This is a genomic window from Necropsobacter massiliensis (assembly GCF_000827595.2).
GTDB classification, from domain to species: Bacteria; Pseudomonadota; Gammaproteobacteria; order Enterobacterales; family Pasteurellaceae; genus Necropsobacter; species Necropsobacter massiliensis.
Map to the genome: position 1 here is coordinate 69,846 of NZ_LN776179.1, position 16,728 is coordinate 86,573.

General features: G+C 38.5%; 22 protein-coding genes and 1 pseudogene. 21 read left to right on the forward strand and 2 right to left on the reverse strand.

Annotation, left to right across the window (positions count from 1 at the left end; all coding sequences use genetic code 11):
• Positions 1 to 14: 14 nt before the first annotated feature.
• The 3 genes from BN3349_RS02400 (at position 15) to BN3349_RS02410 (ending at position 1,701) form a co-directional block, all read left to right on the forward strand.
• On the forward strand, positions 15 to 488 hold the full coding sequence (locus BN3349_RS02400; RefSeq protein ID WP_005653583.1) for a DUF3158 family protein: 474 nt from the start codon (positions 15 to 17) through the stop codon (positions 486 to 488).
• A 245-nt stretch (positions 489 to 733) separates the two neighbouring features.
• Positions 734 to 1,156 carry a single-stranded DNA-binding protein gene (locus BN3349_RS02405; protein ID WP_005687556.1) on the forward strand — a complete coding sequence of 141 codons (423 nt, stop codon included), beginning with the start codon at positions 734 to 736 and terminating at the stop codon, positions 1,154 to 1,156.
• 26 nt (positions 1,157 to 1,182) lie between these two features.
• A complete protein-coding gene (locus BN3349_RS02410; protein WP_005687559.1) occupies positions 1,183 to 1,701 on the forward strand; it encodes a membrane lipoprotein lipid attachment site-containing protein in 519 nt (172 codons plus the stop codon).
• Between the two features lie 215 nt (positions 1,702 to 1,916).
• On the opposite strand, the pseudogene BN3349_RS12200 reads toward BN3349_RS02410, so the two are convergent.
• Positions 1,917 to 2,255: pseudogene (locus BN3349_RS12200) on the reverse strand (plasmid fertility inhibition factor family protein); the annotation flags it as partial.
• Positions 2,256 to 2,270: 15 nt separating this feature from the next.
• The gene (locus tag BN3349_RS12205; RefSeq protein WP_245853721.1) at positions 2,271 to 2,474 is read right to left on the reverse strand and encodes a hypothetical protein; all 204 of its coding nucleotides are present in this window, start codon (positions 2,472 to 2,474) and stop codon (positions 2,271 to 2,273) included.
• 90 nt (positions 2,475 to 2,564) lie between these two features.
• Between BN3349_RS12205 and BN3349_RS02420 the strand changes: the two genes are divergently transcribed.
• The 18 genes from BN3349_RS02420 to BN3349_RS02505 all read left to right on the forward strand — a co-directional run bounded on the left by BN3349_RS02420 (position 2,565) and on the right by BN3349_RS02505 (position 16,727).
• The gene (locus BN3349_RS02420; RefSeq protein WP_040975693.1) at positions 2,565 to 4,610 is read left to right on the forward strand and encodes a DNA topoisomerase III; all 2,046 of its coding nucleotides are present in this window, start codon (positions 2,565 to 2,567) and stop codon (positions 4,608 to 4,610) included.
• An 884-nt stretch (positions 4,611 to 5,494) separates the two neighbouring features.
• Complete coding sequence (locus tag BN3349_RS02425) at positions 5,495 to 5,923, forward strand: STY4534 family ICE replication protein (protein ID WP_014326562.1); 429 nt, start codon at positions 5,495 to 5,497, stop codon at positions 5,921 to 5,923.
• A 114-nt stretch (positions 5,924 to 6,037) separates the two neighbouring features.
• On the forward strand, positions 6,038 to 6,679 hold the full coding sequence (locus BN3349_RS02430; RefSeq protein ID WP_040975694.1) for a DUF3560 domain-containing protein: 642 nt from the start codon (positions 6,038 to 6,040) through the stop codon (positions 6,677 to 6,679).
• 34 nt (positions 6,680 to 6,713) lie between these two features.
• Positions 6,714 to 7,121, forward strand: a complete 408-nt coding sequence (locus BN3349_RS02435; protein WP_040975695.1) for a hypothetical protein — start codon at positions 6,714 to 6,716, stop codon at positions 7,119 to 7,121.
• 100 nt (positions 7,122 to 7,221) lie between these two features.
• The gene (gene radC / locus BN3349_RS02440; RefSeq protein ID WP_040975696.1) at positions 7,222 to 7,692 is read left to right on the forward strand and encodes a RadC family protein; all 471 of its coding nucleotides are present in this window, start codon (positions 7,222 to 7,224) and stop codon (positions 7,690 to 7,692) included.
• 92 nt (positions 7,693 to 7,784) lie between these two features.
• Complete coding sequence (locus tag BN3349_RS02445) at positions 7,785 to 8,381, forward strand: hypothetical protein (protein ID WP_040975697.1); 597 nt, start codon at positions 7,785 to 7,787, stop codon at positions 8,379 to 8,381.
• A gap of 57 nt (positions 8,382 to 8,438) precedes the next feature.
• Entirely contained in the window at positions 8,439 to 9,203 is a 765-nt protein-coding gene (locus BN3349_RS02450) for a TraX family protein (RefSeq protein ID WP_245853723.1), read from the forward strand.
• Positions 9,204 to 9,301: 98 nt separating this feature from the next.
• Positions 9,302 to 9,931: a PFGI-1 class ICE element type IV pilus protein PilL2 gene (pilL2, locus tag BN3349_RS02455; RefSeq protein ID WP_012564935.1), complete on the forward strand. Its 630-nt coding sequence runs from the start codon at positions 9,302 to 9,304 to the stop codon at positions 9,929 to 9,931.
• Between the two features lie 3 nt (positions 9,932 to 9,934).
• Positions 9,935 to 10,675 carry a TIGR03759 family integrating conjugative element protein gene (locus tag BN3349_RS02460; protein ID WP_040975698.1) on the forward strand — a complete coding sequence of 247 codons (741 nt, stop codon included), beginning with the start codon at positions 9,935 to 9,937 and terminating at the stop codon, positions 10,673 to 10,675.
• A complete protein-coding gene (locus BN3349_RS02465; protein ID WP_011271840.1) occupies positions 10,654 to 11,412 on the forward strand; it encodes a transglycosylase SLT domain-containing protein in 759 nt (252 codons plus the stop codon). The genes BN3349_RS02460 and BN3349_RS02465 overlap by 22 nt, the downstream gene beginning before the upstream one ends.
• Positions 11,413 to 11,427: 15 nt before the next feature.
• A complete protein-coding gene (locus tag BN3349_RS02470; RefSeq protein WP_011271841.1) occupies positions 11,428 to 11,934 on the forward strand; it encodes an integrating conjugative element protein in 507 nt (168 codons plus the stop codon).
• Positions 11,931 to 14,180, forward strand: coding sequence for a type IV conjugative transfer system coupling protein TraD (gene traD / locus BN3349_RS02475; RefSeq protein ID WP_011271842.1), 2,250 nt, complete (start codon positions 11,931 to 11,933; stop codon positions 14,178 to 14,180). Before BN3349_RS02470 ends, traD begins: the two co-directional genes overlap by 4 nt.
• On the forward strand, positions 14,164 to 14,499 hold the full coding sequence (locus tag BN3349_RS02480) for a hypothetical protein (RefSeq protein WP_005687581.1): 336 nt from the start codon (positions 14,164 to 14,166) through the stop codon (positions 14,497 to 14,499). The genes traD and BN3349_RS02480 overlap by 17 nt, the downstream gene beginning before the upstream one ends.
• The gene (locus BN3349_RS02485; protein ID WP_005687582.1) at positions 14,499 to 15,185 is read left to right on the forward strand and encodes a TIGR03747 family integrating conjugative element membrane protein; all 687 of its coding nucleotides are present in this window, start codon (positions 14,499 to 14,501) and stop codon (positions 15,183 to 15,185) included. Before BN3349_RS02480 ends, BN3349_RS02485 begins: the two co-directional genes overlap by 1 nt.
• Positions 15,186 to 15,345: 160 nt before the next feature.
• Entirely contained in the window at positions 15,346 to 15,666 is a 321-nt protein-coding gene (locus BN3349_RS02490) for an integrative conjugative element protein, RAQPRD family (RefSeq protein ID WP_005687583.1), read from the forward strand.
• A gap of 3 nt (positions 15,667 to 15,669) precedes the next feature.
• Positions 15,670 to 15,915 (forward strand): DUF3262 family protein, encoded by a 246-nt coding sequence (locus BN3349_RS02495; RefSeq protein ID WP_005687584.1) that lies wholly within the window; start codon positions 15,670 to 15,672, stop codon positions 15,913 to 15,915.
• A gap of 19 nt (positions 15,916 to 15,934) precedes the next feature.
• Positions 15,935 to 16,336, forward strand: a complete 402-nt coding sequence (locus BN3349_RS02500; protein WP_005687585.1) for a DUF2976 domain-containing protein — start codon at positions 15,935 to 15,937, stop codon at positions 16,334 to 16,336.
• 19 nt (positions 16,337 to 16,355) lie between these two features.
• The gene (locus tag BN3349_RS02505) at positions 16,356 to 16,727 is read left to right on the forward strand and encodes a TIGR03750 family conjugal transfer protein (protein WP_014064980.1); all 372 of its coding nucleotides are present in this window, start codon (positions 16,356 to 16,358) and stop codon (positions 16,725 to 16,727) included.
• Position 16,728 lies beyond the last annotated feature (1 nt).

The following is a 16,728-nucleotide window of genomic DNA, read 5'->3' on the forward strand; positions in this document are numbered from 1 at the left end:
TGGAGATTGGGATTATGGATAACGTGCTCATTCCTTCTGATATGTATAAACAATTAGGACGCACAACCCCACTTAATGACTCGCTGAAACAGTTATTCAGTGAGTTAGACTCAGTGCAACAGTATGAATTACTAGCTGAATCCCTTGCTACAGTCCGTGAAGCTTTAATGTTGCAGCAGAATGAAATGTTGCAGAATGTCCGTAAAAGTGAACTTAGTGTATTACCTATTCACATGATCCGAGATAAAGCATCATCATCCGGTGGGACGTTTTTACGCTGGCGCAGTTTTCAAGCTTCTAAGACTGGTGATGCTGTGTTAAATCCGGTATTTAATAATCCTCAGTTATCTTCAGACTTACGACAAAAACTTGTCTCAGCTGAGAAAGAACGCATTTTGATTAATCTGCAGGTCTCCGTACTAAATTTTATGATGAGACAGGTATCAAGTGCGGTAGATAAAATTAAAGAGATAGAAGATCATTTATAACATTCACATTTGTGAACGTTGGATCTTCTAGTTTGTAATCGGCTAATTTATATGGTTTGTGATCGGCTCACTAAAAGGCCTTTTAAAGGTAAGAGGACAAGCCCCTTACCTTAACGAAAAAAAGCCTTTGCCTTTCGTGGTTGTGTTAAAAAATCTCTGTGTTTTTTACTGAATTTATCCTTAAGGATTAGATGTAAAAAATGCACAATCTTGACAGTTAATTTTGTGATTTAGGAGAAATCAATATGGCTGGAATTAATAAAGTAATTATCGTGGGACATTTAGGTAATGATCCTGAAATGCGAAGCATGCCGAATGGTGAAGCAGTTGCAAATATCAGTGTAGCAACTAGCGAAGCTTGGACGGATAAAAACACCGGTGAACGTCGTGAAGTGACTGAATGGCATCGAATCGTTTTTTATCGCAAATTAGCTGAAATTTGCGGCCAATATCTCAAGAAAGGAGCGCAAGTTTATATTGAAGGACGCTTGCGTACTCGTAAATGGCAAGATCAAAACGGGCAAGATCGTTATACCACGGAAATCCAAGGTGATGTAATGCAAATGTTAGGTACTCGCCCTCAAAGTGCAGATGGTGCAAATAATTCTCAGCCAATGCCACAACAAGATGCATCGGCAAATGCTTTTGATGATTCAATACCATTCTGAACTCAATATAATTAAGGTTAATCGTGATGAAAAAAATAATTTTTGTTTTATCTGCCGTCGCTGCTTTAAGTGGTTGTGCTGAATTAAACTCATTGAATGATGCGGTTGGTAATGTTGCAGGTCAGCTCAGCAGTGTTCTTGGCGGGGGGAATAGTTCCTCTAGTTCTTCCGGTGTGGCTTACACTCAAAGTTCTCGTTCTCATCGCTATAACGTAGAGGATTCAATTACATCATCTAAAAATATTGACTCTCTTTACGTAAAAATTAAACGTAATTTAAAATTCAAAACACGGGAGGAAGCATTAAGTGGATTATCCGGGTATGAGCGTCAACGTTACGAATCGCTTTTAGATGAAGAAGGACATGCTCATGAAGCGACTCCTGGGGTCTATTATCACATGGCAAATAGCTATGTTGGCGGTCGAAAAATTGACATAACGCTTGCAAAAGAGGACGGCAAGGTTAGAATTTCCTGGATTGCATCCTCAAATGAATCTGATTTTGCTCAATTTGTTAAATCAGAAGTGATAAAAGCAATTAAATAATACGACAACATAAACATAGTGTAGGTAATCAATACCTCATTCTCCTTTGCCCCAACCTTAGTGGGGCTTTTTTTATTTCAGTTATTTTTAAATTTCGATACCGATAATAATGATTATTTTGTATGATAGATAACGAAACAAATTTGTTTTTTGAGATCCATCCAAACTTTTCCTTTTCCTCATATTGTTTAATATCTCAAACGTTTACCCCTTGGCTACAAGGGGTATTTTTCTCCTGTAATTGCAAAAAATAAATTAAGTGGCTCAAAATGAAGTGAAGATAATGGGCTTGCATACTTTGACAGAATTTTAGCTTTCTCTTTATGGTTTCTAACCAAAATAGGAAACTCCTTTACACCATTTGCAAGCAACCAAAGCGTTCTTGTCATACCATCATTAAGACTACAGCTTATTTCTCCATCTTTAATATGAACATTTACATCTGCAAGTGGAACTGGAGAATCCATACTTTTAGCAAATCCGTTTTCAGCATGATGAAACTTATAATCTTTTCTCCATGTTGACTCATCGCCCGCACATGTATTTTTATCTACCTCATACGGTGATCGCTACCATAAAGAAAGAAACTTTTGAGCATCTACGATGACAATCATGTTCTCTTGATTAGCCATATTTTCAATATGCTGTGGATAACGCATATACACGACTTTCTGCTCTCTCGTTTTCATTCTAAAAATAATATATCTATCTCGACCTGAATATCTAAGCGTATCAACCATCACTCCAATTGATGAAGGGGTCAGTTTTATCATGATTTACTCCTCAATTTAAAAAGAATTCCTAATTGTGGTTTATCTTATTACATCGAAAATATCTCTCAAATATCAATGAGAGAAAACATCATGAAATTATTTTTATGCGAAAAACCATCACAAGGCAATGATATTGCAAAAGTATTAGGTGCGACAAGGCGTGGTGAGGGTTGTTTATCAACACCTGACGGTCAGCTTACCGTTACCTGGGGAATTGGTCATCTAGTAGAGCAATTTAATCCTGAAGAATATGATCCTGCCTTTAAAAAGTGGGCATTTGAGACCTTGCCAATTATCCCGGGTAAATGGGGGCTTTCACCTAAAAAAGAAACAAAAAAACAGTTCAATGTCGTCATGAAACTTATCAAACAAGCTAAACTTGTTGTCATTGCAACCGATATTGATAGAGAGGGCGAAACTATAGCAAGAGAATTGCTGGATTTGGCAGGATTTCGAGGGCAAATAAAACGCCTTTGGTTGTCTGCACTAGATGATACCAGTATTCGCAAAGCCTTGGGCGCACTTAAAAATAATGAGGAGACACTACCTCTTTACTATGCGGGACTTGCACGTAGTCGAGCTGATTGGCTTATTGGTATGAATTTCTCTCGTCTCTATACCTTATTAGCGCAACAACAAGGGTATCAAGGGAAACCTTTAAGTGTTGGTCGGGTACAAACTCCAACATTAAGCCTGGTTGTTAATCGTGACCGTGAGATAAAAAACTTCATTCCTAAGCAACATTTTGCTTTGCAAGTAATGCTTTCTGATGGAAATCAGCATTTTGCTACGCAATACGTTATTCCGGAGCAATATTGCGATCCTGATGGACTTTGTTTGTCTGCCCAAGTTATACAAGCAGCAAATCAGCAAATTCGTCAATTGGGCCAAGCGAAAGTGGAATCGGTTGAAACTAAACGTGAAAGACAAAATGCCCCACTTTGCTTTGCATTAAGTGACTTACAATCAGAAGCTAACCGCCTTTATGGACTGGGTGCGCAAAGAGTATTGGATATAGCTCAATCACTTTATGAGACTCACAAAGCGACAACCTATCCTAGAACAGATTGTGGTTATTTACCGGAGTCTCAGTTTGCAGAAGCGCCTCAAATTATCCAATGTTTGTTGCAATCCGATAATCGATTACAACCCCTTGCTGGTATGTTAAACCTTAATCAAAAATCACGAGTTTGGAATGATAAAAAGATTACTGCTCACCATGGCATTATTCCGACTATGATTAAAGCTGATATTAGCAAAATGTCTGATGAAGAATTAAAGCTCTATGATCTCATACGTCGTCGTTATTTAGCTCAATTCTTACCTGTTTCTGAAACAGATAAGACACAAATTATTTTGAAGTGCGGTCAACATATATTAAGTGCACGTGGGAATGTGCTTATTGCTCCAGGTTGGAAAATTCTATTTGGCAAATCACTTGATGAAGATGATGATGCACCTCAGGCCTTACCAACTTTAAAGCAAGGACAAGTCTGTCAGATTTCTGATTCAGAAATAAAAACCTTACAAACATCACCACCTAATCACTTCACGGAAGGCACATTGCTCACCGCAATGAAAAATGCAGCTCGCTTTGTAACTGATGAGCGTTTAAAACAACGCTTACGAGAAACTGAAGGACTTGGTACAGAAGCCACTCGGGCGGGAACGATTCAAGGTTTGATTGATAAAGGTTTCTTGAAAAAGAAAGGTAAATCACTATTAGCGACAGATGAAGCAATGACGCTAATTGATAATTTACCTCAGATGTTAAAAGATCCGGGTTTAACCGCACTTTGGGAGCAAGCGCTCAATCAAATTGCTGAAAGAACGCTTTCGCTAGACGTGTTTATGCAAAAACAAGAAGTCTTTGTGCGGCATTTGATGGCTGATTGCCTTAAAAAGGGAATGAGTTTGGGGAATATTGAAATTCGTAAATGCCCTAAGTGCGGTGCACCAATGATTAAAAGAAATGGTAAAAATGGGGCTTTTTTTGGGTGTTCTGCTTATCCAAATTGCCAACATATTGAAAATATTGATAGCAAGAAGAATACTAAAAGTACAAAAAATTTAAAGAAAAAGTCGAGTAAAAGTGTGAGTGAGCAAATTTCATCTTTACGAAGCTTATTGAACTAGGATTTAAGCGCCTGTGAATGGCGAGCCCTCAAAAATAGTGCTATACTAAAGCCTTCGTAAGACCGTTCGTGAATTGTCGGTTATCAATTCACACTAGCCAAAAATGATTCCAGCACGCTGAAAGGAATTTCTCACATTGATTAACGCTCCTTGTGAGGTGTGCCACCTAGTTAATCAGAGTAATGATGGAGTAACGCCCCAATTTACTCTCGACTTTTCAAATCGCTGGCCATTGCGGATTTTTAAAGTGTATTGCAAAGTGCATTTTGAAAATTCGCAATGGCTTGCTACTTTCTCCTTACCGGAGCCCACCGGTGAAACAATGGGTGCCCTTTGTGTCAATTTGATGCCACAGATATAACCGATTGATGGCCACAAAGTAATCGGATAAGGCGAGCCGTAAAAATCCGTATATGGTAACGAACGTATCAGTATTTTTATGAATCAAATTAGTTTGGCCTACTTAATTTTTATTTAATCAATCTATAGTCAAAACTATAAGGTCATTCAGGAAACTGGGTGACCTTTTCTTTTGACTAAAATATCTCCAAATAGAATTTTTAATTTTTTATACATTTAAGGTTTGCTTTAGATTTTAATAACAACAGTTTTTAAGGTGCTGTGAAAACAGCCTTTAAGAAGTTGCACGATTCTTGAGAAGCAACGCCTTGCCTTAGTGCAAGTAGAATCATAGCCAAAATTTTTTCCAGCACACTGAAAGGAGAATCTACGAATAATTCGTAGGTGTGCCACCTTAAACTACCCTTAACCTAAAATAAGATTACTTATTCTAGTTTAATCACAATTTAACCCTTGGCGGGAAACATTTTTCCCGTGTTGGGTAAGGATGTTTCTCCGCTTTTTTACTACTTAGGAGAAACATTATGTCTACTCAAAACGCACAACCAAAATATTTCAATCTTCATACTTCTGGCATTGGTTATTTAAGCGATATTCGCGAAATCAAGCCGAAAAAAGGAGATGCATTTTGGGCTTGTCGAATTGCTGCTCTTACAGGCTCTTCCGATTCTCCGGAATATCGTTTTTTTGATATGAACGTATCCGGTGAAGAAACCACTAACTTGATTAAACGCTGTCAAGACGCGGTTGAGGCGAAGAAAAAAGTCTTGGTTTCCTTTGTAATGAGTGATTTGTGGTATGACACATTCACTTATTCAAAAGATAGCGAATATCACAAAAAAGGTGATACTGGCGTGTCGATTAAAGGACGACTCTATCGTATTAACTTTATTAAAGTTGATGGTGAGTTGAAATATCAAGCAAAACGCCAAGATGAGCAAGGGAATGACTAACCTATAAACTGATGAAAGCCAACAACAATATTTGTTGGCTTTTTCTTTACCCTGAAGGGGAAACTCCCCTTATGGGTGGTTTCTCCTTTTTTATTTCTATTTGAGGAGAAACCTATGAATACTTACGCTAAATTTTGCCCTAATGTTTTTGTTGCTAAATGTCCGGATGCTCACCAAAAAGGTGACGTTATCATCTTAACCAGTAAATACGGTAAAGAGACTGAAGTGGAGATTCATAATCTCGTAAAAACCTCTGAGGATGCGTATTTTTATTCCTTCACCCGGTGTGATGGAGTGAATAGTCAAGTTCGTGCAGAACAAAAAGCTGAGCGTTATCAAAACGCAGCTAATAATGCATTAAAACGCAGTGAACAATATTGTGAAGCTGCTAATGAAGGTCGTGAATTTCTTCGTTTGGGGGAACCGATTAAAATCGGTCATCATAGCGAAAAACGTCATAGAGCCTTGATTGAACGTAATGCAAGACGCATGGATAAGTCTATTGAAGAAATGCGTAAAGCAGAAAGTTATGACGGTAAAATCGCTTATTGGGAACAGATGGCAGGGAAAATTGATTTATCTATGCCGGAAAGTCTTGAGTTCTTTAAGTTTGAATTGGAAAAAGCCAAAGAAAAACACCAAGAGCTTAAAGATAAACCTGAATTGCGAACACATGCTTTTTCTCTCACTTATGCTAAAAAAGCAGTCAATGAGCTTGAGAAAAAAGTAAAACTAGCCGAATTACTTTGGGCGTAAATTTAACTTTTGAAAACATAAATTGGAGAAATATATGTTTTACTATGTAAATAGTGGATTAGAGCTAATTACTTTAACAACGCAAGAGTTTATAAGTGAGTTTCTAGGAAAGGCAACTACCCCTAAAGGGATTGAGCCAAATCATTTCTATGATCCTCAAACCAAGCTAGTTTATGCGTGGCACTCTGGCAAATGTGTAGCAACTTCTGAGTACCAATATACACCTCAAGAAGCAGAAGCTTTACTTGTTGAATTGGCATTGGAAAATGCTAGTAATAATGGGGATGGATCAATTATGTTCCAACCTTCGCCAACAAAAGAAGCACTAATTGCTGATATGAGTGATTATTTGGAAAATTGTATAGATGATGAATCTGAACACGATTTAGAACTTGCAGCAAAAATTAAACATATTATCGACAGTTTAAAAACTTCTGATTAATAACATTAACTTTAATGTGCGATAAGCATTCTTTTCGCACCTTACCCATAGGGGATATATCCCTTATGGGCGATATTCCCTATTTTAGAAGGAATATCGAATGTTTAAATTAAACGAGCAACAACAAGCTATTTTAGAACAGGCACAGGTTATTTTAACTAAAGTGATGGAAGAAAAGCCCTTTTACCAAGGTGCACAGGAATTTACTGAGCCATCAATAGCTAAACTCTATTTTCAAACCATTATAGGGAATGAAGAAAGAGAAAATTTCGTGGTACTTTTCTTGGATAGAATGCACAGATTGATTAAATCTGAGGTGATGTTTCAAGGATCTGTTTCAGAAACTTCTGTGTCGATTCGGGAGATTATTCGACAGGCATTAAAGCTAAATGCATCAGCAATTATCATTGGGCACAATCATCCAACTGGAAATGTTGAGCCTAGTGATGCTGATAAATATGTAACCAAGAGATTAAAGGAAGCTTGTGAATTAATGGATATTAAATTACTTGATCACTTTATCGTTTCTGGTTCTGCGTCTTTTTGCTTTACTGATAATCATCTTATGTAGCTAACAACCTTTCACCCATTGGGGGATAACACCCTCAATGGCAGTGTTATCCCCTTTACTTTTTACATTTTAAAAATTTAGGAGAAACACTTATGTGTAAGGAAAATCGTATTTTAGAACTTGGAAAAATCTTCGTCTCTCGTCGTATCTTAGCGGAATTAACTACCGAAAAGATCAATGAGGTCATCTCGTGGCATCAAAATGGCTGCATTATCATGCTGGGGAATAAAGATTGGATTGAAAAACCGCCACATCCGCTTGCAGAAATTGTCATGAATTTCTATCAAGCAGATAATGGTAAAGACACCATTCAACTCTCTACTTCAGTAGATGATGACGGGAATCGAACAACTAAGATTTCTTTTTCTGATGAAAATGAAGATGAGCAAAGAGGACACTTTGATTGGGATATATATCAATCAAAAAGAACACCACTTAAGTTAGGGGATGTTTCGTGTACTATCTGCGCTAAACAGTTATTGGGAATGCCAACCATTCATCGCTTAATTGAAAAACAATTAAGTTATGATTGGGGTGCTACCAGCGTTGAAGATTGGATTGAAAACGATCATGCCGTAGAGAAGGATAAACGCATTGTAAGCCAGCATTTTGTTGATGGAGAAAGTGTTTTTATCATCACTGAAGCAGATCGTAGTTCTACAACGATTATGCTCGGATATGAATATTAATCTATTTACCTTGAAAGCCTATCTACTTTATGTAGATAGGCTTTTCCTTTTTAGGATATGATAAATAAAACTCTTTTTAATAGTATAACGATGCCTTATTTAACCTCTTCTCAAACTGAATGTCTAAAATGGTTAGCTCTTATCACGATGATTATCGATCATATTGGTGTGGCTTTTTCAAATGCTTACCCTGCTCTATCCTGGTGCCGGGTGATTGGTCGATTTTCCTACGTGGCGTTTGGATTTATCATCGCGCTTAATTTATCTCGAGATAACGTGAACTTTAAAAGTTATTTCACTTGGATGATAGCAACCGCATTTTTATCTGAAATCAGTTTTACGCTTTTCGAGCCTAATTATGACCGTTTAAATGTCCTATTTCAGTTTTTGTCTGTAATCGGGGTAATATGGGTATATAAAAACCGTCAAGACTTAAATAGCTGGGTCATGTTTTTTGGATTAGGCTTTTTTATTATTCTTTCCGCACTCTCTGATTATGGTTTACCTGGGCTTTCATATTGCATTGGTTGTTACCTATTTTTGCAAACAAAAGATACTCAATTTCGTCTTATTACGATGCTAACCTGTGTATTGCTCGCACTTTTCGTCAATCACAGTTTTATTGATAATTTCGGGGAAACTATTGTTGAAACAATCAGTGTTGTAACTGTTGTGGTCGGTACAATGATATTTATTCTTCACCCTAAAGGCCTTCGCCAATGTAATATCTCAATCTCTCGAATGCCTAAGCTTTTCTTTTATCTTTTTTACCCGGTGCACTTAACAATTATTGTTGGCGTTAAATATATTTTTCTCAGCTAATTTTTCTATCTTTACTTCAAGAAGAATAAATTATTCAAATTCAGGTGAGAGTTATCCATATTAAGGCATTATTTAAATACCTTAATTGGAGCCTCATCATGAAAAAAATTCTATTAACCACTTTTGCATTGGTTGTGCTTTCAGGTTGTGCACATAAACAACAAACAGCCGATGAGCAACAAGCACTAGAAAATCCAAATATTCAACAAGGTCAGCATCAAGTTTTACAACCGGAAGATCGAATTGTTCGTCCGGATATTTACACAGACTATCAGCCTGAGCGTACAGAAGTGTTACGTGAAGGTCGATACACTTTAATTAATTTCTCTCCGGAAGAAGGTCAAAAATACCTTCTTGACCAAAGTGTCACTGTCAACATGTTAGGTAAAAAGAAACGAGCCTTAACGGCAACCGTTGAGCAGGGATTACGCACGACGTTAAAAGATACAGGCCTTTCACTTTGTCATGGCTTTGGTCAGAATGAACCAACACTTTCTACGCTTTATTCCCGTCCATTACCAAAAGTACATTATCAATTTGGCCCGATGGCTTTACGTGATGCCCTTCAAATGTTAGCAGGGCCGGCTTATGAAATTACTATCAATGACGTTTCTCGTACCGTTTGTTTTAAATTACGCCCAGCTGTACCGGAACGTGCTACAGGGGAAAAGCCGAAAGTAGAAACCACAACAACGACAACAACCACAACAGAAATCATCGAGGAATAAGCAATGAATCATGTCAAAAAAATATCCTATGTGGCGATAATATTAGGGATGTTTTCTACTGCTGTATTTGCTGAAGTCACTGCGGCTAATACACTTGCTACTCAATCCCTCAATCAACAAAACTTGGTGACAAATAAATTAAATCAACAAGAGTTATTAGCTAAGTCTCAAGAGTGGGGTTTAACTGAGCAAGAATGGCAACGCTACCAAGAGCTTAATCAAGGTGCTCGTGGTATATGGTCGCCAGGTCTTGACCCTTTAACCTCGCTTGGTGTGGAGTCTCGAAATGAGCAGGAAAGAGAGCGTTATGCTCGACTACTGGCAAAAAAAATGCACGACCGCATGGAGCGAGAGCTGCAGTTCCAACGCACTTATGATCGCGTATTTGCTGAAATGTATCCAAATGAGCAACCATTTAAGGTTGAACCTCATATTTCAGAGCGGTTTGGACGGGTGATTTATTTTACTCGCCTAGAAAATTGTGACAAATGTGAAGCGAATGCTGATCGTGTACTGCAATATGTGAATGATAAAACGCCTATAGATATTTATTTTGTTGGCGTGAAGAATAATGAGCAAATCTATAATTGGGCAAAAAAACATAACATCGACCCAAATAAAGTGAATAGAAAATTAATTACCCTTAATCATGATAATGGAGCCTGGTTACAGTATGCAGATGGCAAAATGCCTGCTGCATTCCAAATTCAACAGGATGGGCAATGGCAACAAATCGTCTATTAAAAATCGTATTTAGCTTAATCGGTCTTGGAGTTGCGACTCACTCCGTTGCATTTAATGGATTTGGAACTGATATTGATGGCTATATTAAAGATGCATCTAATCGCTACCAGGTCGATGAAGCGATGCTACGTGGGTTAGTAAAAATTGAAGATGGGTGGTATGGAAATGTTTCCCCAACCGGGGCAACCGGTGTGGGGCAATTTACCCGGGGCACCTGGAATTGGCTTGCAACAACTGATGAGGGGCGAGCCTTAGGTATGACTCAAATCACTCGTTACAATCGTGATACACCTTTCGACCCTAGAAAAAACAATCAACTTAACACTCTAGCAACCGCACTTTTAGCTAGATGGCATATTAATCAGTTTTTTGAGCGAGGCATAAAACCATCCCATGAAAATTTATATCTTGCTCATAATATCGGTATAGATGGGTTACATCGAGCGCTACAAGGTAGAGCAACACGTGAAGATATTCTAAATATGAAACGTAACGGGATGAAAAAAGGAATGTCGGTACAAGGCTTTCTTGTTTATCAAAGTGAGCGTTTTAATGTCAGTAAACAAATAGCTAACTTCCAGCGCCCTTCAGTATCACCACGTTATCAAATTGAGAATAAACCATTACCAGCCAATTTACATTGGGTTTCTCCAACAGAAACCGCTATGCGTTGGGTTGAGCCAGCGTCAAATCAAACAAATCAACAAGCTATTCGTTGGCAAAATCCAACCAATTAATACGAGAACAGAATTATGCAGTATAAATCCTTTTTCCTCTCTTTGGTCTGCTTAGGAGCAGTAGTTCAGGCGCAAGCTGAATTAAAAGTTATTGGTGATTTTGGCGGAGAAAGTGCAGTCCGTTTTTATGAAGCATTACAACCAGATGAATCAATGGTTCAAGCCTACCCTAATAGCGTTCCTTCAACATTGACCGAAGCGGATATTTTACCTGTTATCTCACATAGAATGACACCGGGGCAAATACAACCAGTCAGAATGAATCTTCCTGGAATGTTGCCTATTTTTCTTATTGGAACAGATAACTTATCTAAAAATTGGCTACACGCTAATTATAATTACCTTAAAAAAATTGGTGCAATGGGACTTGTAGTAAGCGTTAAAACAACAAACGAATTAAGCGAGTTACGCCAATTAGCACCGGATTTAACCTTAATGCCAACGCCAGGGGATGACTTAGCTTCAAGATTGAATCTTGCTCACTACCCTGCTTTATTGACTTCAGAAGGATTGTCGCAATGAGTCAAAAACATGTATTAGAAGGTTTACTTAGACCGCCTGTTGAATTTTTTCCAGCTGCCGTCCATGGTACTTGTGCTTTGGTTTGTTGCGGTGCGCCTTGGTCGCTCGCATTAAATCCTCTTATTGGATATGGATTAGGGGCTGCTTTCGCAGGTATGGGGGTTATGCGTTTTCGTCAAGGCATGGAAATTGTACGCTATCACCGAAATTTACGCAGACTCCCTCACTATGCTTTGACCAGTCGTCAAATTCCAGTAAGTAAAAAAGCCTTGTTCTTAGGACGAGGCTTTGAATGGGAGCCAAAGCATACGCAACGTCTTTATGACTGTTTCTCTGCAAATGGGCAAATTTATTGGAAAAATGGGAAGTGGTTTAAAGCCGCTCGTGATTATGAAAAAGTGCATGATAATTGGTTATCTAGACTCACTTCAATGGACTCTCCATTAAATCCAGTCAGACCGCTACCGCCAGTTGGCGGCATTCCGGTGATGCATGGTGTGGAGCCGAATGAACGCGATATTATGCTTCCGTTAGGCGACCGTGGCGGTCATACCTTAGTATTTGGTACAACTGGCGTAGGGAAAACGCGTTTTGCTGAAGTGCTTGTTACACAAGATATACATCGAGGTAAAACACCTGAAGAGCGTGAAGTGGTTGTCTTTTTTGATCCGAAAGGCGACCCGGATATGTTAAAACGAATGTATGCAGAAGCAAAACGTGCGGGGCGTGAAAATGAATTTTATGTATTCCATTTAGGGCATCCGGAAATTTCTGCTCGATATAACCCAGTTGGTCGCTTCGGTCGAATTTCTGAAGTGGCAGGACGTATTTCTGGGCAATTAAGTGGAGCTGGAAATAGTGCAGCATTTAAAGAGTTTGCGTGGCGTTTTGTGAATATTGTCTCCCGTGCATTGGTTGAAATGGGAAAACGCCCGGACTATGTGCAAATCTCGCGTTTTGTGCAAAATATTGATGCACTTTTCTTAGATTACGCCAAACTTCATTTTGATGCCGTAGATAAGAAAATATGGCCAACGTTGGCTTCGGTTGCGGCTAACTTAGATGTAAAAAATTTACCGTTCTCGATGAAAGATAGACCGCTGATTGCTGTTATTAACCAATATATTTTAGAGAATAAGATTTTTGACCCGGTACTTGAAGGGTTATCAAGTGCGGTACGTTACGATAAAACCTATTTTGATAAAATTGTGGCATCGCTTTTACCGTTACTTGAAAAACTCACTACAGGTAAAACTGCAGAGCTTCTCTCGCCTGATTACACTGATATTCATGATGAGCGCCCTATCTTTGATTGGGAATCTATTATTCGTAAAAGAGGGATTGTTTACGTTGGTTTAGACGCGCTATCTGATGCGACTGTAGCTGCAGCTGTGGGTAATAGTATGTTTGCTGATTTGGTATCAATGGCTGGTCATATTTATAAATTTGGCGTAGATGAGGGGTTGCCGGATGCATTTAAAACTAAAAGCAAACCGCCTAAAATCAACCTTCATTGCGATGAGTTCAATGAATTGATGGGTGATGAATTTATCCCGTTAATCAATAAAGGTCGTGGTGCAGGAATGCAGGTAACAGCCTATACTCAAACACTTTCAGATATTGAAGCTCGTATTGGAAGTAAAGCGAAAACGGGACAAACAACAGGTAACTTCAATACACTTTTAATGTTCCGGGTAAAAGAGCCGGCCACTGCAGAGTTTTTAACGCGTCAGCTCAACGATGTCACAATTTATCAAAGCATGGTGACATCAAGTACGACAGATAACAGCAATCCGGATGATGGCAAGGCGTTTACTTCTAATACTGGTGAACGTATTTCTGAAAAAATGGTGCCAATGTTATCGCCAGCACATATTACAAATCTACCAAAAGGTCAGGCATTTGCCCTTCTTGAGGGAAGTACGCTTTATAAATTAAGAATGCCTTTACCTGCGGTTGATAAAGATGATGTGATGCCGGAGTCGCTTCAAGAATTGACGGCTTATATGCGCAAAAACTACCATATTTCTCCAAATTGGTGGCAATCTGCATTTTCTGATTATGCGCCAAGTCAAGATATAGCAACCGCTTTTCAGTCAATGTCATTAAATCGAGCACCTTCACACGCAGGAGAAGAAATGCTTTTCGGGGATGTTGAAGCTCCAGTTGCTGAAGATATGGAAGATGAAGATATTGATCAGAATGATGATACAGATGAGGATGATTTTGATGACACAGATAATTAATCAGCCGGATATGAACTTGCTTGATATTCCGGATATGAGCGTAGATTTCAATTCAGTCACTAGCTGTTCTTGTGGGCTGGAAAACGCTGATGAATTACTTAATTACTTTTTACCTTATTTGGAAGATTGGAATAATCAGCGTTATACCACACATGAATTTGCGAAAAAGTATGCAAATAAAGGCATCTCACTTTGGACGGCTAATGATGTAAAAAAATCTGAAAATGGCATCCAGGCAATTCAAATTTTTTTAGACGGTGAAGTAAAAGGTTATCTTTTCTTTCACTGTAAATTATCTCCAGCGGGAACATTACAGTAATGGCAGAACAACAAGTCAAAAAAAAGAAAAAGGGTCTTTTTTACTACATTAATGCGGTATTAGCCGCCTTATTGGGTTCCCTGATTTTGAGCATTATTCTTGAATGGTTAGGTATTGCATTTTTATGGCCTGAAGAAGGTCATTTACACAGTCAAAAAATGATGCTAACTGAGCTTGGATGGCTTTCTGATAGTCTAACGAGAGGTCTTTTCTATCATTCTCCAAAAGAGCTGGCTGAAGGTCTTATTTTGTCATTACATGAATGGCTTTTTGTGAAAACAGGTGTAAAAGATTGGTTAGCCAACCCTCGTGAGCATAGTGGCGTAGGTTTGTGGGTGTATCATTATGGGCGAGCTTATATTGAGTCAGTGATTTATGTTTTTATCACCTTTGTTATTCGACTTGTAGTGATTGTTTTTACTTCCCCACTCTTTTTGTTAGCCGCATTTGCGGGCTTTACTGAAGGGTTAATGATGCGTGACCGTCGTAAATTTGGTGCGGGCAGAGAGTCTAGTTTTCTTTATCATCATGCACGTCGATTAATTGGCCCGATTATGTTGTCGGCATGGGTATTGTATCTTTCTATCCCAATTTCTATTTACCCGAATATAATTTTGGTGCCAGCTGCATTTCTATTTGGACTATCCATCTGTGTAACGGCAGCGAGCTTTAAAAAATACCTTTAATATTCCTCTATGTTGTCATTATGGGTGCTTATTTTTCCAAGAATAAGCGCCCTTTTTTATCACTAAAAACTGTTTTGAATTTAAAAAGAGTTTCTCATTAAATTTCCCTCTCTTCTTTGGCACTCTTTGCTTGGAATCTGTTTCAAGTAAGGAGTTCTCCGTGACTAAAAATATTTTCAGTTTATCTCTAGCAATAGGGTTATTGTTTGGCGCTATAAGTGCTCAAGCAACAGAGCAAGAGCATTTAGCTCAAGCAATTAAACAGTTGGATGCAGCAAAACTCTCATTACAGCGAGCAGCTGCAAGTGCAAAGGTTTCTGCGAAAAGCCGTGAATATTTTGATTACGCTTCAGCACATCAGGATATTGCTACGGTACAGGCAGGGATTAAGCAATATATTAACCCTTCCCGGGCAATCCCTAGAAATCCTAAAGCTATTCGTAACTTAAAAGAAGATTATCTCAATCTTCGGAGTCAATAGCAGATGAGTAACGCTAATTTCCCTTCTGTTTCACCATTAGACAGTTTTTATACTGTAAGTGGTTTAGACCCGCTAAAACTGAAAATCATGCTGGCCATTATTTTGGTTGTCGTATTATTGCTTGCGTATATGTGGGCAACTAATCATGGCTACAAAGGCATGGTGAACGACGGTGACATTTGGTCATTCTTTAAACTGATTCTATGGGGCGCAGCATTAATTATATGTGTTGTCAGCTTTTTTATTTAACAAACCATAAGGACATCTCATGAAGTTGATTAAATCCTTCTTTCAGAATGTTTCAAGTCGTTTTCTTGCGGTAGTAACTTTACTTTGGTTATCCGTTGAAAATGCGTTTGCTACAGGCGGTGGTAATGGTATCAATGCCTCTAAAATCCCTGATTTTAAAATCCCAGGCGTAGATAGCAATACCAAAGACCCGATGGAAATCATCTATCTTGTTGCTAAATCATTGGCAACCTTGTGTGCAATTTTATTTGCAGCATGGTCAATCATGACAGTGGTTAAGGCATTAATTAAAACCTATAACGCAGCGACTGACGAAAATGACAAAAAAGGATGGGGCCCATTTATTATCGCTCTTATTCTTGGTTTCATTTTAATTTTCTTCAGCCTCTGGTTGGTGAAATTGGCTATCGGTCTGTTTTAATTATCTCTGTGAGGTCAAGATGTCAAGTGATAAAGAGCAAACGATCCCCTTTCTTCCTACTCGATTAAATCGTGAATCGAGTGTGTATGGCGGGTTATCTGTAAGTGAATTTATGTTGGCTGCAGCAATGGGATTTATCTTAGGTGCAGTGCTTGGCCTCCTTTGTTGTTTTGCCTTAGGCTTTGATTTTTGGTTGTTAATTCCGTCTCTCGCCATGTTGTTTTGCATTCTTTCTGTGGTGATTGGCAAAGTGATTATTGCGCGCCTTAAACGAGGTAAGCCGGAAGCCTACTTGAATCGAATGATTGAGGTTAAATTAGATGGAATATTAGGGGGGAATCGCTTTATCTCCCGTCAAGGCACTTGGTCTATTCGCCGAGTTAAAAGATAAG